The sequence below is a fragment of the Streptomyces sp. NPDC005408 genome (assembly GCF_040606445.1).
Taxonomy (GTDB): Bacteria; Actinomycetota; Actinomycetes; order Streptomycetales; family Streptomycetaceae; genus Streptomyces.
The window spans coordinates 250,591-272,196 of the sequence record NZ_JBEXEX010000003.1 but is presented as its reverse complement, the minus strand read 5'-3'; the positions used below and the strand labels follow the sequence as shown (position 1 = coordinate 272,196).

The following is a 21,606-nucleotide window of genomic DNA, read 5'->3' as shown; positions in this document are numbered from 1 at the left end:
CTGCACATCCTGCCGTACGGAGTCGGGGATACGGCGAGGGCCGCCGCCCCCGGGCGCACAAGGTGCTGTGCGCTCCGGGTGCGGCGGCCCTGGCATTGCTGGAGCTGGTCCGGGGGCTGCTACCCCGAGCCTCCGATGAAGCCCCCATTGCCGTTGCCTCCTGGTGGCGTCGTCGACGGACTGATCGTCGGGGAGGTGGTGGGTCCGCCGTTACCTCCGCCGTTGCCACCCGTGGTGCTGCAGGTGGGGTCCTGCCACGGATTGCAGGACTGGCTCGGGTCGGGAGTGCCGGACGGCGTGATCGACGGCGTGATCGACGGCGTCGAGGACGGCGTGCCGGACGGCGTGGTGGTCGGTGTCGGCGCCGGGCTGGAGGCGCCGCCGCCCCAGACGGCCTCACCGTCGATGGGCTCCGGCTCGGGGAATGTCTCGACGGGCTCACCCTTGAGCGCTTGCGACATGTACGTCTGCCAGATCTCGGACGGGAAGGACGCACCGTGGATCTTGTCCTGGCCGCCAGTGCCGTACATCTCGAGGAACTTGCGCTTCTTGTTCTTCTCGTTGTCGTCGAGGCGGTACATGTCGATCGCGGTCGAGAGCTGCGGCGTGTAGCCCACGAACCAGGCCGACTTGTTTCCGTCGGTCGTACCGGTCTTGCCTGCGACCTGACGGCCGGGGAGCCGGGCGTTCTTACCGGTGCCCTCGGGGTCGTCGACGACGGACCTGAGCACGTCGGTCACATTGCTCGCGACAGCGGTGGTGAAGGGCTGCTTGGGCTTCACCTCGTGCTTGAAGACCGTCTTGCCCTCGCGCTTGACCTCGGTGACCGAGAACGGGTCGTTCTGCTTGCCGTTCGCCGCGAAGGTCGCGTAGGCGCCGGCCATGCGGATCGCGCTCGGAGAGGAAATACCGATCGAGAAGGAGGGGACGTTCGACTTGTTCAGGCTGGACTCGAGCAGACCCGCGTCTGTGGCCGACTTCCTGACCGTCGGGATACCGATGTCCATGCCCAGCTGCACGAAAGGCGCGTTGGCGGAGTGGACCATGGCTTCACGCAGGTCGATGTCCCCGAACGACTCGCCGCCGTCGTTGGTCTGGAGCCACTCCTGCCCCTTCTCGTTGCGCCAGATGGAACCGTCCCACTTCTTGATCTTCAGCTTGTTCTTGCCGTTGTACTTGCTCTTGTCGGGGTCGACGATATGGCGCTCGGACGTGCCCTGTTCCTCTGGGAGCTTGGGATCGCGCACACCATCCCGCATCGCTGCGGCCAGCACGAACGGCTTGAACGTCGATCCGACCTGGGCACCGGTCTCGTTGGCGTTGTTCGTGAAGTGCTTGGTCGCATTCTCACCGCCGTAGATGGCGACGATCGCTCCGGTCTTGGGATCGACCGAGGCACCACCGAACTGGACGTGGGTGTCCGTGTCCGGGCGCTTCTTGGGCTTGATGTTGGCGTCCTGGACCTTCTTGACCGCGGCCTTGAGCTTGTCGACCTTCTTCTTGTCGAAGGTCGTGTGGATCTCGTAGCCGCCCTGGGCGAGCTTGTTGGCGTCGATGTTCTGGTCGTTGTTGTTGAGGAGGTACGACTTGGCGAGGTCCACCAGATAACCGACCTGCCCACCCAGCTGCGCGTTCTTCGTCGGCTTGTTCGGCATCGGGAACGCCTTGGCCTTGGCCCGCTCGGCAGGCGGAAGGTGGCGGTCCTTGACCATCTCGTCGAGGATCCAGTTCCAGCGCTCAGTGGCGCGGGCCGTATTGGCCTCCGGCGTCGCCGTGGGGTCGATGTCAACGGAACCGGCCGGGTCGAAGTAGGTCGCACCCTTGAGGAGCGAGGCAAGGAATGCACACTGTCCGGCGTCGAGGTCCTGGGCGTTCTTTCCGTAGTACGTACGGGCCGCGGCCTGAATGCCGTAGGCACCACGTCCGTAGTACGAGGTGTTGAGATAGCCGGCCATGATTTCCTGCTTGTCCAGGTCCGCGCCGACCCTTATGGAGATGAACATCTCCTTGAACTTCCGGGTCAGGGTCTGGGACTGGTCGCCGAGCATGGCGTTCTTCACGTACTGCTGGGTGATCGTGGAGCCACCCTGGGTCTGGCCGCCCGTGGCCATGTTCTTCAAGGCTCGGGCGATACCCATCGGGTCGATGCCGGAGTCTGTCTTGAATGTCTTGTTCTCGGCCGAGATCACCGCGTTCTGCATGTTCAGGGGGATCTGGTCTATCGGGATGATCTGCCGGTTGATCTCACCGCCAGTGGCGGCCATCTGCGAGCCGTCTTCCCAGTAGTAGACGTTGTTCTGCGCCTTGGCCGTCAAGTCCGGGTCCGGCACCTGCACCATCGCGTACGCGATGGTCGCTGCGGCCATCAGGCTCCCGACGAAGCCCAGGGTGAGCCCGGTGACCAGCTTCCACGACGGCACCCACCGTCGCCATCCGTACTTGTTGTGGCGCGGGTAGTCGATCAGGCGCTTCTTGGACGGCCGTCCGCCACGACCGCGGCCCGGACCCTCATGGCCCCCGCCACCGCCGCCTCCGCGACGGCCGCCGCCCCGGCCTCCATGGCCGGCGCCCGCGCCCTCGTCGACGCGCCTGCGGCTGCCGCCGCGCTGGGCTGCGCGGCGGGCCTCGGCCCGGCCGCCGTACGTACGCTCCTCACCGGACGAAGCGGAGGGTGATCCTGAGGTGGTACCCCGGGACGGGGCTGCGCGGCGGCCAGAGGGCTGCTGGGCAGCACGCCTGGCTCCGGCACGCCCGCCACCCTGCGACTGCGGCGGTTTGCGACGGTGCTCGCTCATCGAACGACTACTCCTCGGGCAGGCGAGACGCCTGGAAGCGGCAGTTGAGTTCCGGTCCCCCCGAAATGGATACGGACCAGTCCCGCGAAGGACTCATCCGCTGTGCATCCACGGCGATGACGCCCTCAGGCGTCACTTGGTTCCCGGTGGTCTGCATGGCGCACAGACTACGCACGGTCAAAACCCACCTAGGGTCGAAGTTCACCCCAAATCAGGCAACTCGCTCCCTATGAATCGAGGATTGAGTTGACGATGTGACGCCGTTCACCATGGCCCCTCTTGTCGCAGCAGCCACGTCGTTCTATCGTGCTGATGTATCGAGTCGATACATCAGCACGACATAAGCGACCTGGACGGCGAGGGAGGCGACGATGAGCAGGCGCTCCGGCATCCTCGAGTTCGCCGTGCTCGGTCTGCTCCGTGAGGCCCCGATGCACGGGTATGAGCTGCGGAAACGGCTCAATACCTCGCTGGGAATCTTCCGGGCCTTCAGTTACGGAACTCTCTACCCCTGCCTCAAGACGCTGGTTACCAACGGCTGGTTGATCGAGGAGCCGGGAAGCGCTCCCGAAGACGCGCTCGCCGCATCACTCGCAGGGCGCCGCGCCAAGATCGTCTACCGGTTGACGGCGGAAGGTAAGGAACACTTCGAGGAGCTGCTCTCGCACACCGGCCCGGACACCTGGGAGGACGAGCACTTCGCGGCTCGTTTCGCCTTCTTCGGGCAGACGGAGCGCGAGGTGCGGATGCGAGTGCTGGAGGGTCGTCGCAGCCGGCTGGAGGAGCGCCTGGAGAAGATGCGCGCCTCCCTGGCCCGCACCCGCGAGCGCCTCGACGACTACACGCTTGAGCTGCAGCGACACGGCATGGAATCCGTGGAGCGCGAAGTGCGCTGGCTGAACGAGCTCATTGAGAGCGAGCGGGCGGGACGGGATCAGCGACAGCCCGACTCCGAAAGCTCCGCTCAGCAGGACAACACATCTGGAGAGACGGGCGGCCTGCCCCGGCACAGGGGTGCCGAGTCCTCCGGGGGCACATCCCCCGGAAGCTCCACCCCGCCGGATCCGTCCGACGACACCGCCAAGTGAGGCTCTGCGATCCGCAGGGTTTCATCCGGAATACCGAGATCACACAGGGAGCAACCGGAATGGGTTCGGTTCGCGTAGCCATCGTCGGCGTGGGCAACTGCGCCGCCTCGCTGGTGCAGGGCGTCGAGTACTACAAGGACGCCGACCCCACCGCCAAGGTGCCGGGTCTGATGCACGTCCAGTTCGGCGACTACCACATCTCTGACATCGAGTTCGTGGCCGCCTTCGACGTGGACGCCAAGAAGGTCGGCCTCGACCTTGCGGACGCCATCGGCGCCAGCGAGAACAACACCATCAAGATCTGCGACGTGCCGAACTCCGGCGTGACCGTTCAGCGCGGCCACACCCTGGACGGCCTGGGCAAGTACTACCGCCAGACCATCGAGGAGTCCGCCGAGGCCCCGGTCGACATCGTCCAGACCCTCAAGGACAAGCAGGTCGACGTTCTGATCTGCTACCTGCCCGTCGGTTCCGAGGACGCTGCCAAGTACTACGCGCAGTGCGCCATCGATGCCAAGGTCGCCTTCGTCAACGCTCTCCCGGTCTTCATCGCCGGCACCAAGGAGTGGGCGGACAAGTTCACCGAGGCGGGCGTCCCGATCGTCGGCGACGACATCAAGTCCCAGGTCGGCGCCACGATCACCCACCGTGTGATGGCGAAGCTCTTCGAGGACCGCGGTGTCCGCCTCGAGCGCACCATGCAGCTGAACGTCGGCGGCAACATGGACTTCAAGAACATGCTCGAGCGTGACCGCCTGGAGTCCAAGAAGATCTCCAAGACGCAGTCCGTCACCTCGCAGATCCGCGACCGTGACATGGGTGCCGACAACGTCCACATCGGCCCGTCGGACTACGTGGCCTGGCTCGACGACCGCAAGTGGGCGTACGTGCGCCTCGAGGGCCGCGCCTTCGGCGATGTCCCGCTGAGCCTTGAGTACAAGCTCGAGGTGTGGGACTCCCCGAACTCCGCGGGTGTCATCATCGACGCCCTGCGCGCCGCGAAGATCGCCAAGGACCGCGGCATCGGCGGCCCGATCCTCTCCGCGTCCTCGTACTTCATGAAGTCCCCGCCGGTGCAGTACTTCGACGACGAGGCTCTGGAGAACGTCGAGAAGTTCATCAAGGGCGAGGTCGAGCGCTAAGCGTTCAGCTGATCGTCTGCCGAGGGTCCCCGGGTTATCCGCCCGGGGACCCTCGGCGTATGTGACGCTTGATCGCATGCCTGTCGTACGTGATCTGCGCGTACTCCTGCGCCTGACCAACTTTCGCCGGCTACTGGCGGTCCGCCTGCTCTCCCAGTCGGCCGACGGCGTCTATCAGGTCGCGCTCGCCACGTATGTGGTCTTCTCCCCGGAGAAACAGACCTCACCGACCGCGATCGCCTCTGCCATGGCGGTGCTGCTGCTGCCGTACTCCGTGATCGGTCCCTTTGCCGGCGTCCTGCTGGACCGCTGGCAGCGCAGGCAGGTCTTCTTCTACGGCAATCTCCTGCGGGCGCTCCTCGCGAGCGGCACCGCGGTGCTGATTCTGCTCTCCGTACCCGACTGGCTCTTCTACGCCTCGGCCCTGTCCGTCACGGCCGTCAACCGCTTTGTGCTGGCCGGCATCTCCGCCGCACTGCCACGGGTCGTCGACGCGGACCGGCTCGTCATGGCCAACTCCCTCTCACCGACAGCCGGCACCCTCGCGGCGACGGCGGGCGGCGGGCTCGCCTTCGCGGTACGCCTGCTGTCCGAGGACTCCGACGCAGCAGTGGTGATGGTCGGCGCTGTGCTCTATCTCCTTTCCGCGCTTGCCTCGCTGCGGATGGCACGCGAACTGCTCGGCCCCGACCAGCAGTCGGTCCGGCCCCGGCTGACTGCCGCGCTGGCGTTCACGGCGCGGGGCCTGGTGGGCGGGCTGCGGCATCTGGCCGAGCGCCGCGCCGCCGCCCGTGTGCTGGTCGCGATGACCCTGATGCGCTTCTGCTACGGCGCCCTGACCGTGATGGTGCTGATGCTGTGCCGGTACGCCTGGTACGAGAAGGAGTCCGACGGCCTGGCCCTGCTCGGTCTGGCCATCCTCATCTCGGGGGCAGGGTTCTTCGCTGCGGCCGTGGTGACTCCGTATGCCGTCAGCCGACTCGGCCAGTTCGGCTGGGTGGTGGCGTGCGCGGGAGTGGCAGCCGTCCTCGAACCGGCCCTGGGGCTTCCCTTCGAGCCCGCGCCGATACTGGTCGCCGCGTTCATCCTGGGGCTGATCACCCAGGGCGCAAAGATCGCCACTGACACGGTGATCCAAATGTCGGTGGACGACGCCTACCGCGGCAGGGTCTTCTCCCTCTACGACGTGCTGTTCAACGTCGCCTTTGTGAGTGCTGCAGCGATCGCCGCGCTGATGCTGCCTCCTGACGGCCGGTCGGTTCAGCTGGTGGTCGTCGTGGCGGTGATCTACGCGGCCGTGGCAGTAACCATGGCCCGTTGGAGCCGTGTTGGCGCGGTGATATAGCGTGCGCGCGTCAAACGATCGATCGCACACGCCAATCGGGGGACTCCCGCACGACCTATCCGCCGCAGCAGGGCCCAGGCGCCTACGGACATCCTGACCCGTACGCACAGCAGCAGCCTCAGCAGCCGTACCCGCCGCAGCCCGGCTACGGATACCCGCAGCAGCAGCCCCACCCGCAGCAGCCTCAGCCGGGATACGGGTACCCCCAGCAGCAGACGCAGCCGTACCCGCCGCAGCAGCAGTGGGGCACGCCGCCGCCCCCACCGCCGTCGTCCGGACGTGGTGGCCTCGGCATCAAGAACATCCTGAAGATCATCGGCGTTGTCATCGCCCTCATAGTCTTCGCGATCGTCTACTTCACGAGCCAGGACGACGCCGACAAGGCCAAGGTCGGCGACTGCATGCACAACAGCGGCTCCGAAATCACTCCCGACCTTGAGGTCGTGGACTGCGGCGACAGCGCGAAGGCCGATTACAAGGTGGTCGAGGTTCACGCCAACACGAGCGACCAAAAGCTCTGCGAGGGCAAGTCCGACGTTGGCTACTTCGAGCAGACGCGCGGCGGCCGCCGCAGCTCGGGCAAGCAGTTCGTGCTCTGCCTGAACAAGGTCAAGAAGTAGTCGCGGAAGCAGCCGCATACGCCGAGGGGCGATGTTTCACGTGAAACATCGCCCCATCGCTCATCGATCCGGCGCCATGTTTCACGTGAAACATGGCGCCGCTTCACGCTCAGCGCCCGCACTCAGCTCTGCGTCGCCCACCATTCCTTCAGGGCCGCGACCGCCGCATCATGCTCCATCGGTCCGTTCTCCAGGCGCAACTCCAGCAGGAACGCGTACGCCTTGCCGATCACCGGGCCGGGACCAACACCCAAGATCTCCTGGATCTGGTTGCCGTCCAGATCGGGCCGGATCGCATCCAGCTCCTCCTGCTCCTTCAGCTGCGCGATGCGCTCCTCAAGCCCGTCGTAGGCCCGGGACAGGGCACTCGCTTTGCGCTTATTGCGCGTGGTGCAGTCCGAGCGGGTCAGCTTGTGGAGCCGGTCCAGCAGCGGGCCGGCGTCGCGTACGTACCGCCGCACCGCCGAGTCGGTCCACTCTCCGGTCCCGTAGCCGTGGAACCGCAGATGCAGTTCCACAAGTCGCGAGACGTCCTTGACCATGTCGTTGGAGTACTTGAGGGCGGCCATCCGCTTCTTGGCCATCTTCGCGCCCACCACCTCGTGGTGATGGAAGGAGACCCCACCGTCGGACTCGAAGCGCCGGGTGCGCGGCTTTCCGATGTCATGGAGCAGCGCGGCCAGCCGCAGCACCAGATCCGGCCCGTTCTCCTCCAGATCAATGGCTTGATCCAGAACGGTCAGAGAGTGCTCGTACACATCCTTGTGACGGTGGTGCTCATCACTCTCCAGCCGCAGCGCAGGCAGCTCGGGCAGCACATGGTCGGCCAGGCCGGAGTCGACGAGCAGGCCCAGCCCCTTGCGAGGGTGGGCGGAGAGGATCAGCTTGTTCAGCTCATCGCGCACCCGTTCGGCGGAGACAATCTCGATGCGGTCCGCCATCTCCTTCATCGCGGTGACGACGTCGGGCGCGACCTCGAAGTCGAGCTGCGCGGCGAAACGGGCGGCCCGCATCATGCGCAGCGGATCGTCGGAGAAAGACTCCTCGGGCGTACCGGGGGTCCTCAGGACGCGCTCGGCGAGATCCTCCAGGCCTCCGTGCGGGTCGATGAACTCCTTCTCCGGCAGCGCCACGGCCATCGCGTTCACGGTGAAATCGCGCCGTACGAGGTCTTCCTCGATCGAGTCGCCGTAGGACACCTCGGGCTTGCGCGAAGTCCTGTCGTACGCCTCGGAGCGGTAGGTGGTGACCTCGATCTGGTAGCCCTGCTTCTGGCAGCCCACCGTGCCGAAGGCGATCCCGACCTCCCAGACCGTGTCCGCCCATGGACGGATGATCTTCAATACGTCCTCGGGGCGGGCTTCGGTGGTGAAGTCCAGGTCATTGCCGAGCCGGCCGAGCAGCGCATCCCGAACCGAGCCGCCGACCAGGGCAAGACTGAACCCGGCCTCCTGAAAGCGGCGGGCAAGGTCGTCGGCGACAGGGGAAACCCGCAGCAGTTCGCTCACCGCGCGGCGTTGCACCTGGCTCAGTGCAGTGGGGTTGTCTTCATTGGCGTTCGGCACAACAGAAAAGGGTACGTGCCCCGGCCGACCGGAGCGCCCCCGTTTATGGCGGCCCCGGAAGTCCCTTCCGATCTTGTGGGGCACTCCGCGGCACTTCGGCACAGCGCACCTCGTTACCATGCGTGGACGCAGGAACCGAGAACCACCACTGGCAGCAGACGACAAGGGACGGGCGAGCGCGTGGCCGACGCGGCAGACTTCCAGGGGATGAGTCCTTCTCCTGCCCGCCGGTGGCTGCGCCGCACAGCCTCCCTGATCTTGGGCGCCCCGCTTGTGGCCGGACTGCTGTGCGGTCCCGTCACACCGGCCGCACAGGCCGCCGAGGGGGCCTCAGGGCGCGGTGTGGATGTGTCTCTCGACACTCTGACGCCGACTGCCCCAGGCAAGAGCGACACGCTCACGATCTCCGGCACGGCGACCAACCGTGACAAGCAGACCGTCACCGACGCCGAGATCGATCTACGGGTCGGGCCGAGGCTGTCCGGCAGGACCGCCGTCGACCGCGCCGCCGAGCGGACCGGCAACACGGCGGACTTCGATGCCTCGAAGGTCGACGCCAAGTACACGATCAAGATTCCGCAGCTCGTCTCCGGCATCAGCAGGGACTTCACGCTCACTGTCCCGGTCAGTGCGCTGCACCTCGACGAGGACGGTGTCTACCAGCTCGGCGTGTACCTCTCGGGCCAGACCCGGGACGCACAGTTCGAGCACGTGCTGGGCGCGGGGCGGACCTTCCTTCCCTGGCAGCCCGACGCGACCGAGAAGAAGACCCAGTTCACCTATCTCTGGCCGCTCATCTCCTCGACCCATCTCACCTCGGAAACCGGGTCGGACGAGCAGCAGACGCCCGTCTTCGAGGACGAGACGCTGGCCAAGGAGCTTGCCCCGGGCGGCCGGCTGGAACAGCTCGTCTCGCTCGGCAGCGAGCTGCCCGTGACCTGGGTCATCGACCCGGACCTGCTCGCCACGGTCGACGCGATGACCAGGAGCTACCGGGTCAAGAGCGGGAACACCACCGTCGCGGGCAAGAACCAGGCCGTCGCCAAGCGATGGCTGAGCTCCGTCGAGGCCGCGGTCCAGGGCAGCAAGGTCGTCGCCCTGCCGTTCGCCGACCCGGATCTCGCGTCGCTGGCACATCGGGGCAAGAACGTCTCCGGATCACTGAGCCATCTGCAGCCGGCCACCGAAGTCGCCGAGACGACCGTCGAGACCATCGTCCATGTGAAGCCGTCCACCGACTTCGCCTGGCCCGTGGACGGCGCGATCGACTCGTCGATCGTGGATGTGGCGACCTCGGCAGGCGCCCACAAGGTGATCGCCCGTAGCGACAGCCTGCAGGACAACCTGTCGTACACGCCCACCGCCGCACGCCCGATCGGCGGCGGAACAACGGCAGTGGTCGCCGACACCCGGCTCTCCACTGCCTTCCAGGGCGACATGATCAAGACCGGGAACTCCACGCTCGCGGTCCAGGAGTTCCTCGCCCAGACGCTGGCGCTGACCCTCCAGGACCCGGACAAGCAGCGGAGCATCGTCGTCGCCCCACAGCGCCGTCCGACCGCGTCCCAGGCGCAGTCCATGGCGCGTGCGCTCCAGGCACTCGACGCTCAGCGCTGGACGCAGCCGCTCGACCTGATCGCGGCGGCTGGCGCCGCTCCCGACGCCGACGCCACGACCAAGGTGCCCGCGACGTCCCGCTACCCCGACCGGCTGCGCAAGCACGAGCTGCCGGTCCAGGCCTTCCAGGACATCAGGGCCACGCAGAACACCCTCGACAACTTCAAGGTCATCCTCACCGCGCAGGACCGGGTGGAGACCCCCTTCGGCAGGGCGATCGACCGGGAGATGTCCACCTCGTGGCGGGGCAACCGGGTGGATGCCCAGTTGTACCGCGACCAGGTGCAGGCCTATCTGCTGAGCCTCACGGACGAGGTGCAGCTGATCGAGAAGTCGGCCATCACACTCTCGGGGCGCAGCGCGACGATCCCGGTCACCGTGCAGAACCGGCTGGTCCAGGGGATCGACCATCTCGTGCTGCGGCTGAGGTCGGAGAACCCCACTCGCCTCAACCTCGACGGCGACAAGGGTGTCGCCGAAGAGCCGATCAAGGTCGAGGGCGGCCACAGCCAGTCGGTGAAGTTCGCCGCGTCGGCCAACGCCAACGGCCCGGTGCAGATGAGGGCACAACTCTTCACCGAGGACGGCAAGCCGTACGGCGACCCCATGATGTTCACGGTGAAGGTCTCCGAGGTCACTCCCACGGTGATGCTCGTCATCGCGGGTGGCGTCCTGCTGCTCGTCCTCGCAGGCGTCAGGATGTACAGCCAGCGCAAGCGCTCGGCTGCCCGCCAGGCGGCCACGGAAGACGCTGACAGCCCCGAGTCGGCCGACGCTTCGGAGGATGCGGACAGCCCCGAGTCGGCCGATGTGCCGGAGGACCCGGGGCACACGGACGGCGCACAGAGATCGGACAGTGACATCGAGAGCGCCGATCCCGGGCAGGCGAGTGACCCGACACCGGACACCGGACCCGAAAGCGGCGACCCGTCGGGCACGGGTGAGAAAGTGGACCGTTGAGACCGTTGAGCGATGTCGTGGCCGGTCGGCCGGGGACGATGAGGTGGGGTAGCAATGAACGCGCCGTACGACGGTGATCGCGGTCAGGGCGCGGGCGCAGACCCGGCAGCCCAGGGTTCTCCGCCGCCCCAGCCCGCCCCGGACCCGTATTCACAGGACCCGTATGTCCAGGACGCCTACGCCCCCGATCCGTACCGGGCGCAGGACCTGTCCGCCCAGGACCCGGTGGCCGAGGCCCTCTACGACCGCGCCTCGCACCCTCCGCCGCCCCCCGGCACCTACCAGGAGCCCCAGCCGCTCTACCAGCAGCCGCCGAGCCCCCAGCACGCCCCGGACCCTCGTATCTGGGCGCAGACGCCTCCGCCCGAGCCCGCCGGTCCCTCCCGTCATCTGCCCTACGGGGACGACGCCAGGACCACCCAGTTCACCGGCGTCGACGACCTGGTCACCCGGGCCGGCGAACAGGAGCCCGAGCCCGACGCCTTCGCTCACCTCTTCCGGGACCAGCAGACGTCGGGGCAGCCGATTCCGGACCCTGAGCCGGTCCCGGCGGCACCCGCGCCCAAGAAGTCCGGCGGCCGGGCTTCGGGCCTGCTGAAGTCCAGCGCGGTGATGGCGGCAGGCACGCTGGCCTCCCGCCTCACCGGTTTCGTACGCAGCCTGGTGATCACCGCCGCGCTCGGTGCCGCTCTCCTCGGCGACACATTCACCGTCGCGTACACCCTGCCGACGATGATCTACATCCTCACAGTCGGCGGCGGCCTCAACTCCGTCTTCGTCCCGCAGCTGGTGCGCGCGATGAAGAACGACGAGGACGGCGGCGAGGCCTACGCCAACCGCCTGCTGACCCTCGTCATGGTGTCGCTCGCCGCGATCGTCGCCGTTGCGGTCTTCGCGGCCCCGCTGCTGGTCCAGCTGATGTCGGACACGATCGCCAGCAACGAGGCCGCCAACAGCGTCGCTGTCACCTTCGCCCGCTACTGCCTGCCCACGATCTTCTTCATGGGCGTACACGTGGTCATGGGCCAAATCCTCAACGCCCGTGGCAAGTTCGGCGCGATGATGTGGACCCCGGTCCTGAACAACATCGTCATGATCACCACGTTCGGCCTCTTCATCTGGGTGTACGGCACCTCCGCCGAGTCACACATGGGTGTCCAGTCGATCCCGCCCGAGGGTGTCCGGCTGCTGGGTATCGGCACCCTCCTCGGACTTGCCGTCCAGGCGCTCGCGATGATCCCGTACCTGCGGGAGACCGGCTTCCGCTTCCGTCCGCGCTTCGACTGGAAGGGCCACGGCCTCGGCAAGACCGTCAAGCTGGCCAAGTGGACCGTGCTGTTCGTCCTCGCCAACCAGGCGGGTGTGCTGGTCGTCACCCAGCTCGCCACCGCTGCCGGTGAGACCTCCGGCAAGCAGGGCGCGGGCTTCATCGCCTACACCAACGCACAGCTGATCTGGGGCATGCCGCAGGCCATCATCACCGTCTCGGTCATGGCCGCCCTCCTGCCCCGTATCTCGCGTGCCGCCCACGACAACGACCCGGGCGCCGTACGCGACGACATCTCCCAGGGGCTGCGCAACTCCGCGGTCGCGATCGTCCCGGTCGCCTTCGCCTTCCTGGCGCTCGGCGTCCCGATGTCCACGCTGCTGTTCTCCTCCAGCGGCCTCGAAGCCGCCCGGGGCATGGGCTTCATCCTCATGGCGTTCGGCCTCGGTCTCATCCCGTACTCCGTGCAGTACGTGGTGCTGCGCGGCTTCTACGCGTACGAAGACACGCGCACGCCCTTCTACAACACGGTCATCGTCGCCGCGGTCAACGCAGCGGCCTCCGCGCTCTGTTACGTGCTTCTGCCGGCCCAGTGGGCCGTGGTCGGCATGGGTGCCTCGTACGGTCTCGCCTACGCCGTCGGCGTGGGCATCGCCTGGCGCAGGCTGAAGAACCGCCTCGGCGGCGATCTGGACGGCACCCATGTCATGCGTACGTACGCACGCCTGTGCATGGCTTCTGTTCCGGCCGCGGCGGCCGGAGGAGCGGTCGCCTTCTTCGTCCTCAAGGGGCTCGGCAGTGGGGCCCTCGGATCGCTCGCCGCGCTGGTCGGCGGCGGAATCGTGCTGCTCGGCGTCTTCTTCGTCGCTGCGAAGCGGATGCGTATCGCCGAGCTGAACGCCATGGTCGGCATGGTGCGCGGACGCCTCGGACGCTAGGAGCGCGCCGTACCGCACAACCATCGTCGGCCGCCGTGTGTCGTGCATAGCGGCCGACTGTGGGCACAATTGGCATGGCTGTTGGATATGCGCAACGGATGGGGAGGCAGGAACGACGGTGGCGGAACGTAGCACGGCTGCCGTCGACGTGGCCGACAACGGCGGAGATGATCCGCTGACCGCGCAAGCGGGCAAGGCCACGACCGACGGGGCGGCGGAATCCCAGGACACGGCGGAGAAGACCGCACCGGACACGGGCAGCGAACGGCAGGGCACCGAACCCACCATCGCGACGCCCGAACTGCACAGTGGTCACAAGCTCGCCAGACGCTACCGGCTCGAGGAGTGCGTCACCCGTCTGGACGGTTTCAGCAGCTGGCGTGCGGTCGACGAGAAACTGCGCCGCGCCGTTGGCGTACATCTGCTCCCTGCAGACCACCCGCGGGCCCGCTCCGTACTCGCGGCGGCCCGCTCCTCGGCGCTTCTCGGCGACCCTCGTTTCGTACAGGTCCTGGACGCCGTCGAGGAGAACGACCTCGTCTATGTCGTCCACGAGTGGCTGCCGGACGCGACCGAGCTCACCGCTCTGCTCGCCATGGGACCCATGGATCCACACGACGCCTACCAGCTCGTGGATCAGCTCTCCCAGGCCATGGCGGCGGCGCACCGCGAGGGGCTGGCCCACCTCAGGCTCACCCCGGGCGCGGTGCTGCGGAGTTCGACCGGGCAGTACCGGATCCGCGGGCTCGCGGTGAATGCCGCCCTGCGCGGAATCACCGCCGACGGGCCTCAGCGCGCCGACACCGAAGCCATCGGCGCCCTTCTCTACGCGGCGCTGACTCAGCGGTGGCCGTACGAGAACGACGCGTACGGCCTCTCCGGGCTCCCCAAGGGCGTCGGGCTGATCGCTCCCGACCAGGTACGGGCGGGCGTCCACCGCGGGCTCTCAGAGCTCGCCATGCGCGCCCTGGTCAACGACGGCGCCACCGCCTCCCGCCAGGAGCCTCCCTGCACCACACCGGACGAACTGGCGAAGGCCGTCGCGGCGATGCCCCGCATCCGCCCGCCGGAGCCCGCGTTCACCTCCCCGCCCGACTACCAGCGCACGACGTACCAGCAGGGCACATACGGCCGTCCTGCGGCCCGTCCCGGCCCCACGGCAGCCCAGCCGGTGGCTGCCCCGCCGCCACCGCTGCAGAGCCGCACGGGCAAGGTCCTCAAGTGGACCGTGGCCGCGCTGCTCATCGCCGCGCTGGGACTCGGCAGCTGGCAGATCGCCGACAAGCTGATCGACCGCGACAAGGACCCGGTCGATCCGGGCACCTCGCAGACGAACGGCGGCGAGAAGAACACCGACGACAAGTCGGGTAAGCCGGTCGGCATCTCCAGCGCCCGCGACTTCGACCCGCTGGGGGACCAATCCGAGAAGCCTGACGGGATAAGCAAGAGCTACGACGGCGACCCGACAACGTACTGGAACACCGACGGTTACAAAGGCAGCGGGGACTTCGGGCATCTCAAGGCAGGCGTCGGCATCGTTCTGGACCTGGGCAAGGTCCAGCAGGTCGGCACCGTGGATGTGTCCTTCCTCGGTGGCAACACATCGGTGGAACTGCGAACTGCGCCCGCGGATACTGCGTCAGAGCCCACAAGTCTCGACGGCTTCAAAAAGGTCTCGGCGGGAACCGGTACGAATGTCTCCCTCAAGCCCGGCAAGCCCGTGCAGGCGCGATACGTTCTGCTCTGGCTGACCGAGCTCCCGCCGTCGGGCGACGGCGACTTCCGGGGCAAGGTCTCGGAGATCAAGATCACCAGCTGACGCACCAGGGGAGGGGGCTCACCGTTGGAAGACGCGACACTCGGCGACACAAGCGACCAGGACCTTCTGGCCCGCCACGTCGCAGGGGACCCGGATGCCTTCGGTGAGCTCGTACGGCGCCACCGCGACAGGCTCTGGGCTGTCGCCCTGCGCACCCTGGGAGACCGTGAGGAGGCCGCGGACGCCGTCCAGGACGCTCTGGTGTCAGCCTTCCGGGCCGCCCATACGTTCCGAGGCCAGTCCGCCGTCACCACCTGGCTTCATCGCATCACCGTGAACGCCTGCCTTGACCGAGCCCGCAAGGCGGCCTCCCGCAAGACCTCCCCCGTCGATGACACGGAGCGCCTGGAGCAGCTCCTCGAGCCTCATGAGTCTGCCGAGGCCCCGGCAGAGCGTCAGGATCTGCATCGCGAGCTCCTGGCGGCGCTGGCGAAGCTGCCCGTCGATCAGCGGGCCGCACTGGTGCTGGTGGACATGCAGGGCTATCCCGTCGCCGAGGCGGCCCGTGTCCTCGATGTACCGACCGGAACGGTCAAAAGCCGGTGTGCTCGCGGTCGGGCACGACTGTTGCCGATGCTCACTCATCTGCGCGGTGATGGCGGGGACAACACCGAGCTCAGCCTGGGAAGGAACCGGACGCCGGGGACATCCGTCCCACCGGCGTCGGGACAAAGGGACGCAGGGCCAAGTGACCCTGCAGCCGTGAAGGGCGGAGGTGGGCGCGCGTGACATCCACGACCGACACGAGTCGGCACCCGGACGTCTCGGAGATCTCCGACCTCACCGAGGGTCTGCTCCCTCCCTCCCGTACGGCCGACGTGCGCGAGCATCTGGACGGCTGTCCCTTGTGTGCCGACGTACGCGCGTCTCTTGAGGAAATCCGCGGTCTGCTCGGCACTCTTCCGGGGGCTCATCGGATGCCGGCCGACGTCGCCGGCCGCATCGACGCGGCTCTGGCCGCCGAAGCTCTACTCAACTCCACCGCGCCCGACGAGACACCGCATGTTTCACGTGAAACAGCGACCGCCTCTCAGTCGGCCGAGACCACTTCCGCAGACCGTCCCTCGGGACACGCGCGCGCTTCAACCGGTCCTGGCCGCAGCCGTCAGGGACGGCGGCGGCGCAAAGCCGTCCTGGGTGCCGTCTTCGGGGCTGCCGCAGTCGGCATGAGCGTCCTGCTCCTCCAGTCGCTGCAGTCCACCGGCGTCAATGACGCCGACGCAAAGAAGGATGCGAGCGTCAGCTCCGCGGCGGGCGCCTCCCAGGAGTTCTCGGCCGCCGACCTCAAGGGCCATGTCCAGGCGCTGCTCACCGAGGCCCCCGGTTCGGCGGAGCCGCGGCTGGAAAAGAAGGGGCCGTCGACCGAAAGCCAGTCCAAGACCTTCTCGCCCAAGCAGAAGCCGGCTGTGAGCGTGCCGCCCTGTGTCCAGAAGGGCACCGGCCGGACCGATGCCCCCATCGCCGCCGAGCAGGGCGAGTACAAGGGCGACGACGCGTACCTTGTCGTGCTGCCCCACTCCACGGACAGCCAGCGGGTCCAGGCGTACGTGATCGATGCGACCTGCGTCGACAAGGCGCCCGCTTCTGCGGGGAAGCTCCTGCTCACAAACTCGTACCCTCTGCACTGACACACGCCACGGCGCCGCGCGGGCGTCCCGGGAATGCAAGCCCCGTAGGATCCGTTGGGTGGGGTGAGAGTCAGTGACCCGGCCCCCGTAGGCAGCAGGCAGTCCGCAGAGACGAGGAAGAAACCCGTGAGCGACGTCCGTAACGTGATCATCATCGGCTCCGGGCCGGCCGGCTACACGGCGGCGCTCTACACCGCGCGCGCATCGCTGCAGCCGCTGGTCTTCGAGGGAGCCGTCACCGCCGGCGGTGCACTGATGAACACGACCGAGGTGGAGAACTTCCCCGGCTTCCGCGACGGCATCATGGGTCCGGACCTGATGGACAACATGCGTGCGCAGGCTGAGCGCTTCGGCGCCGAGCTTGTCCCGGACGACGTTGTCTCCGTCGACCTCAACGGCGAGATCAAGACCGTCACCGACACTGCGGGCACCGTCCACCGGGCCAAGGCCGTCATCATCACCACCGGCTCCCAGCACCGCAAGCTCGGCCTGCCGAACGAGGACGCGCTCTCCGGACGCGGCGTCTCCTGGTGCGCGACCTGTGACGGGTTCTTCTTCAAGGACCAGGACATTGCCGTGATCGGCGGCGGCGACACCGCGATGGAGGAGGCGACCTTCCTCTCCCGGTTCGCCAAGTCCGTCACCATCGTCCACCGCCGTGACACCCTGCGTGCCTCCAAGGCCATGCAGGACCGCGCCTTCGCCGACCCGAAGATCTCCTTCGCCTGGAACAGCGAGGTCGCCGAGATCCACGGCGAGCAGAAGCTCTCGGGTCTGACCCTGCGCAACACCAAGACCAGCGAGACCTCTGAGCTCCCTGTCACCGGGCTGTTCATCGCCGTTGGCCATGACCCGCGCACCGAGCTCTTCAAGGGCCAGCTGGAACTGGACGACGAGGGTTACCTGAAGGTGGATGCGCCGTCGACACGCACGAACCTGACTGGCGTCTTCGCCGCGGGTGACGTCGTCGACCACACCTACCGCCAGGCCATCACCGCCGCCGGCACCGGCTGCTCCGCCGCTCTCGACGCCGAGCGCTACCTCGCGGCGCTCGCCGACAGCGAGAAGGCCGCCGAACCGGAGAAGACCCCCGCGGTCTGACCCCCTGCACCCCATCCCCCTCATACCCCGCAAAGTAGTAAGGAGGCCGCCGTGGCCGGCGCCCTGAAGAACGTGACCGACGACACCTTCGAAGAGGAAGTCCTCAAGAGCGACAAGCCCGTGCTGGTGGACTTCTGGGCCGCCTGGTGCGGACCGTGCCGCCAGATCGCGCCTTCCCTCGAAGCCATCGCGGCCGAGCACGGCGACAAGATCGAGATCGTCAAGCTCAACATCGACGAGAACCCGGCCACCGCCGCCAAGTACGGCGTCATGTCCATCCCGACGCTGAACGTCTACCAGAACGGCGAGGTCGCCAAGACCATCGTCGGCGCCAAGCCGAAGGCCGCCATCGTCCGCGACCTCGAGGGCTTCATCGGCGAGTAATCAGCGCCGCCGTTTCACGTGAAACATGAATGGGCTCATCCCTCACGGGAATGAGCCCATTTTCGTGTTCGCCCTCACAGGGGCCGCAGTACCGGTTCCTTCTGCACGGCTCCGAGCAGACGGTCCAGGGCCAGCTCCACGTCTTCCTTCCAGGACAGCGTCGTCCGCAGTTCCAGCCGCAGCCGGGGATACGTCGGATGCGGACGCACCGTTTTGAAGCCCACGGCCAGCAGATGCTCGGCGGGCAGCACACAGGCAGGTTCCTTCCAGCGCGCATCGCCGAATGCCTCGATCGCGCGGAACCCCCTCCGCAGCAGATCCTTGGCCACCGTCTGCACGATGACCCTGCCCAGCCCCTGTCCCTGATAGCCAGGATTGATCCAGGCGGTCATCAACTGGACGGCGTCCGGCGAGACAGGACTCGTGGGGAAGGCCGTGGAACGAGGTACATAGGCCGGAGGCGCGTACAGCACGAAGCCGACCGGGACCTCGTCGACATAAACGACTCGGCCGCAGGAACCCCACTCCAGCAGCACCGCCGAGATCCAGGCCTCTTTCTCCAGCTGAGGTGTTCCCGCTCTTACCGCGGCTTCCCCACTGACCGGATCAAGCTCCCAGAAGACGCACGCACGACAACGCTTGGGAAGGTCCGAAAGGTTGTCCAGCGTGAGCGGTACAAGCCGACGCCCCATGAAGGCTGTCCCTCGCTTCCTTCACCCGCCGCGCTACGAGCGGCTGCCAGCGCGCTCCGCTCCTGGAGCAGGCCGCTGATGAAGCCACCGACTGCCCCAAGGCCCAAGCCTGCTGTCACCAGTTGGCTGCGGCTCACCGTTCGCATTGGCCCTCGCCCTCCTCTGAGGTGGATCAAGGTGGATGCGCTATACCAGAACGCATCGTATCCACCCAGCCCCGACACGGGTACAGGCCTACAGCAAAGGACGGGCCATGTCCGGTCAACGCACCGGAACATAGCCCGCCCTTTACGACATTGCTGAGGGCCTCAGCCCTCGTCGTCCTCCCCGGACTCCTCGGAGAGCCCCTTTTCCAGGACTCGTCCCTCACCGGGGGCAAGGGTGCCGAGGATGCGCTCCAGATCGTCTATCGACGCGAACTCGACGACGATCTTCCCCTTCTTCTGGCCGAGGTCGACCTTCACCCTGGTCTCGAAGCGGTCGGAGAGCCGTGATGCGAGATCAGTGAGGGCCGGCGACAGCCGGGCCCCTGCCCGCGGGCTCTTCGGCTTGGAGGTGCTCTTGGGGCTCGAGTTGATCACCGTGACGATCTCCTCGACCGCACGCACGGAAAGCCCCTCGGCCACGATCCGGTGCGCAAGTCGGTCCTGCTCCTCGGAATCCTCCACTGAGAGCAGCGCCCGCGCATGACCGGCCGAGAGCACCCCAGCAGCGACCCTGCGCTGGACGGGGGGCGACAGGCGCAGCAGGCGCAGAGTGTTGGACACCTGCGGCCGCGAGCGTCCGATCCGGTCGGCCAGCTGGTCGTGGGTGCAGTTGAAGTCCTTGAGCAGCTGGTCGTAGGCGGCTGCCTCTTCCAGCGGGTTCAGCTGTGCGCGGTGCAGGTTCTCCAACAGCGCATCCAGCAGGAGCTTGTCGTCGTCCGTGTCCCGGACGATCGCGGGAATCCGCTCCAGGCCGGCCTCACGGCAGGCCCTCCAGCGGCGCTCGCCCATGATGAGCTCGTAGCGCTCCGAGCTCAGCTGCCGTACGACGACGGGCTGGAGAAGGCCCACTTCCTTGATGGAAGTGACCAGCTCTGCGAGAGCGTCCTCGTCGAACACCTCACGCGGCTGACGCGGGTTGGGCGTAATGGCATCGAGCGGCAGCTCGGCAAAGTGCGCGCCGGCCGGCTCCGCGGGCTGCGGTACCGCCTCCGGCTCCGGCGCCTGAGTGATCGAATCCGGCGCAACGGCGGCCGACGGCAGCGTCGTCACCTTGGCCGCCGCCACGCCCCGCTCCGCGGTCAGCACCGGAGCCGCTCCCGGAGAGCTCGAAGCCCCAGCAGGGGGCACCTGCTTCTCCTGGGGAGCGGCAGGGATCAGCGCACCGAGCCCACGCCCCAATCCTCTACGTCGCTCGCTCACTGGATCCCCTCCGAGATGTTCTGCTGGCTGTTCTGGCTGCCCACCTGGGCATGCTGCGGGTCGTAGTGGATCCCGACCCCTCGCAGCGCGATCTCACGAGCCGCTTCGAGGTACGACAGGGATCCGCTGGAACCCGGATCGTAGGTCAGCACTGTCTGTCCGTAGCTGGGGGCCTCCGAGATACGCACCGAGCGGGGGATGCTCGTGCGGAGCACCTCCTCGCCGAAGTGGCTGCGCACTTCGTCCGCCACCTGCGAGGCAAGCCGGGTTCTGCCGTCGTACATGGTCAGCAGAATCGTCGACACATGAAGCGTCGGGTTGAGATGCCCGCGCACCAGATCCACGTTCCTCAGCAGCTGTCCCAGACCCTCCAGCGCGTAGTACTCGCACTGGATGGGGATCAGCACCTCGGCACCGGCGACCAGCGCGTTGACGGTCAGGAGACCGAGCGACGGCGGGCAGTCGATGAGGATGTAGTCCAGCGGCTGCTCATAGGCCTGGATTGCTCGCTGAAGTCGGCTCTCCCGCGCCACCAGTGACACCAGCTCGATCTCCGCACCGGCGAGATCGATGGTGGCTGGGGCGCAGAAGAGACCTTCGACGTCGGGGACAGGCTGGACCACCTCGGAGAGCGGCTTGCTCTCCACCAGGACGTCATAGATCGAGGGGACTTCGGCGTGGTGATCGATCCCCAGCGCCGTGGAGGCGTTGCCCTGTGGATCCAGATCGACAACCAGAACACGCGCGCCATGCAGCGCGAGTGAGGCAGCGAGGTTGACCGTGGTGGTGGTCTTCCCTACGCCGCCCTTCTGATTGGCGACAACCATGATGCGTGTCTGCTCAGGTCGGGGCAGACCCTCGCCGGCACGCCCCAGCGCCTCCACGGCCAGCTGGGCAGCACGGCCGATGGGGGTGTCGTCCATCGGGGGCGGTGTTTCACGTGAAACATCCTCCCCCGGTGACTCGGTACGGGGACCGGGGACCGGATCGGTCATCGGTCCCGCGATGTTGGCGTCGGACCGCAAGGATTCACTCTCCTCGACTTCAGGCTCGCGATGAACAGAGCCTGCCATGCTTTCGGGGTCGTGAACCAGCGAGGCAGGTGGTTCTGTGGGTGAATCCACCTCTGTGGACAACTCCGTAGCCCTCACGAAGGGCTTACGGTCCCGCATTGGGGCGGCAGCACGGCCGCGACTGATGATTCCCTGCAGCAGTGAGCGACGTTTCACGTGAAACACG

16 protein-coding genes are annotated in these 21,606 nt (G+C 67.2%); 11 read left to right on the top strand and 5 right to left on the bottom strand.

Annotation, left to right across the window (positions count from 1 at the left end):
• Nucleotides 1-119: 119 nt before the first annotated feature.
• Nucleotides 120-2,795, bottom strand: a complete 2,676-nt coding sequence (locus ABZS64_RS05190) for a transglycosylase domain-containing protein (protein WP_355823309.1) — start codon at nt 2,793-2,795, stop codon at nt 120-122.
• 371 nt (nt 2,796-3,166) lie between these two features.
• Here ABZS64_RS05190 and ABZS64_RS05185 point away from each other — a divergent pair, with 371 nt between their 5' ends.
• The 4 genes from ABZS64_RS05185 (at nt 3,167) to ABZS64_RS05170 (ending at nt 6,990) form a co-directional block, all read left to right on the top strand.
• The gene (locus ABZS64_RS05185) at nt 3,167-3,883 is read left to right on the top strand and encodes a helix-turn-helix transcriptional regulator (RefSeq protein WP_355823307.1); all 717 of its coding nucleotides are present in this window, start codon (nt 3,167-3,169) and stop codon (nt 3,881-3,883) included.
• A gap of 59 nt (nt 3,884-3,942) precedes the next feature.
• Nucleotides 3,943-5,025, top strand: coding sequence for an inositol-3-phosphate synthase (locus ABZS64_RS05180; protein WP_355823304.1), 1,083 nt, complete (start codon nt 3,943-3,945; stop codon nt 5,023-5,025).
• 76 nt (nt 5,026-5,101) lie between these two features.
• Nucleotides 5,102-6,370, top strand: a complete 1,269-nt coding sequence (locus ABZS64_RS05175) for an MFS transporter (protein ID WP_355823301.1) — start codon at nt 5,102-5,104, stop codon at nt 6,368-6,370.
• Nucleotides 6,343-6,990 carry a hypothetical protein gene (locus ABZS64_RS05170; RefSeq protein WP_355823298.1) on the top strand — a complete coding sequence of 216 codons (648 nt, stop codon included), beginning with the start codon at nt 6,343-6,345 and terminating at the stop codon, nt 6,988-6,990. Before ABZS64_RS05175 ends, ABZS64_RS05170 begins: the two co-directional genes overlap by 28 nt.
• A gap of 122 nt (nt 6,991-7,112) precedes the next feature.
• Here ABZS64_RS05170 and ABZS64_RS05165 read toward each other — a convergent pair whose 3' ends face one another.
• Entirely contained in the window at nt 7,113-8,555 is a 1,443-nt protein-coding gene (locus tag ABZS64_RS05165) for a CCA tRNA nucleotidyltransferase (protein ID WP_355823296.1), read from the bottom strand.
• 180 nt (nt 8,556-8,735) lie between these two features.
• On the opposite strand from ABZS64_RS05165, the gene ABZS64_RS05160 reads away from it, so the two are divergent.
• The 7 genes from ABZS64_RS05160 (at nt 8,736) to trxA (ending at nt 18,269) form a co-directional block, all read left to right on the top strand.
• Complete coding sequence (locus ABZS64_RS05160; protein WP_355823294.1) at nt 8,736-11,132, top strand: DUF6049 family protein; 2,397 nt, start codon at nt 8,736-8,738, stop codon at nt 11,130-11,132.
• A 54-nt stretch (nt 11,133-11,186) separates the two neighbouring features.
• Nucleotides 11,187-13,337: a murein biosynthesis integral membrane protein MurJ gene (gene murJ / locus ABZS64_RS05155; RefSeq protein WP_355823292.1), complete on the top strand. Its 2,151-nt coding sequence runs from the start codon at nt 11,187-11,189 to the stop codon at nt 13,335-13,337.
• A 118-nt stretch (nt 13,338-13,455) separates the two neighbouring features.
• Nucleotides 13,456-15,156: a protein kinase family protein gene (locus tag ABZS64_RS05150; RefSeq protein WP_355823290.1), complete on the top strand. Its 1,701-nt coding sequence runs from the start codon at nt 13,456-13,458 to the stop codon at nt 15,154-15,156.
• A gap of 24 nt (nt 15,157-15,180) precedes the next feature.
• Nucleotides 15,181-15,885 (top strand): RNA polymerase sigma factor SigM, encoded by a 705-nt coding sequence (sigM, locus tag ABZS64_RS05145; protein ID WP_355823287.1) that lies wholly within the window; start codon nt 15,181-15,183, stop codon nt 15,883-15,885.
• Entirely contained in the window at nt 15,882-16,784 is a 903-nt protein-coding gene (locus tag ABZS64_RS05140) for a zf-HC2 domain-containing protein (RefSeq protein WP_355823284.1), read from the top strand. Before sigM ends, ABZS64_RS05140 begins: the two co-directional genes overlap by 4 nt.
• 126 nt (nt 16,785-16,910) lie before the next feature.
• The gene (gene trxB, locus ABZS64_RS05135; protein WP_355823281.1) at nt 16,911-17,885 is read left to right on the top strand and encodes a thioredoxin-disulfide reductase; all 975 of its coding nucleotides are present in this window, start codon (nt 16,911-16,913) and stop codon (nt 17,883-17,885) included.
• Nucleotides 17,886-17,936: 51 nt separating this feature from the next.
• On the top strand, nt 17,937-18,269 hold the full coding sequence (trxA, locus tag ABZS64_RS05130; protein ID WP_355823278.1) for a thioredoxin: 333 nt from the start codon (nt 17,937-17,939) through the stop codon (nt 18,267-18,269).
• 74 nt (nt 18,270-18,343) lie between these two features.
• Here the strand turns inward: trxA and ABZS64_RS05125 are convergent, their stop codons facing one another.
• From ABZS64_RS05125 to ABZS64_RS05115, 3 genes are all read right to left on the bottom strand, one after another.
• Nucleotides 18,344-18,961: a GNAT family N-acetyltransferase gene (locus ABZS64_RS05125; protein WP_355823275.1), complete on the bottom strand. Its 618-nt coding sequence runs from the start codon at nt 18,959-18,961 to the stop codon at nt 18,344-18,346.
• A 308-nt stretch (nt 18,962-19,269) separates the two neighbouring features.
• On the bottom strand, nt 19,270-20,367 hold the full coding sequence (locus ABZS64_RS05120; RefSeq protein WP_355823273.1) for a ParB/RepB/Spo0J family partition protein: 1,098 nt from the start codon (nt 20,365-20,367) through the stop codon (nt 19,270-19,272).
• Nucleotides 20,364-21,440, bottom strand: coding sequence for a ParA family protein (locus tag ABZS64_RS05115; protein WP_355823270.1), 1,077 nt, complete (start codon nt 21,438-21,440; stop codon nt 20,364-20,366). Before ABZS64_RS05115 ends, ABZS64_RS05120 begins: the two co-directional genes overlap by 4 nt.
• Nucleotides 21,441-21,606: the final 166 nt, after the last annotated feature.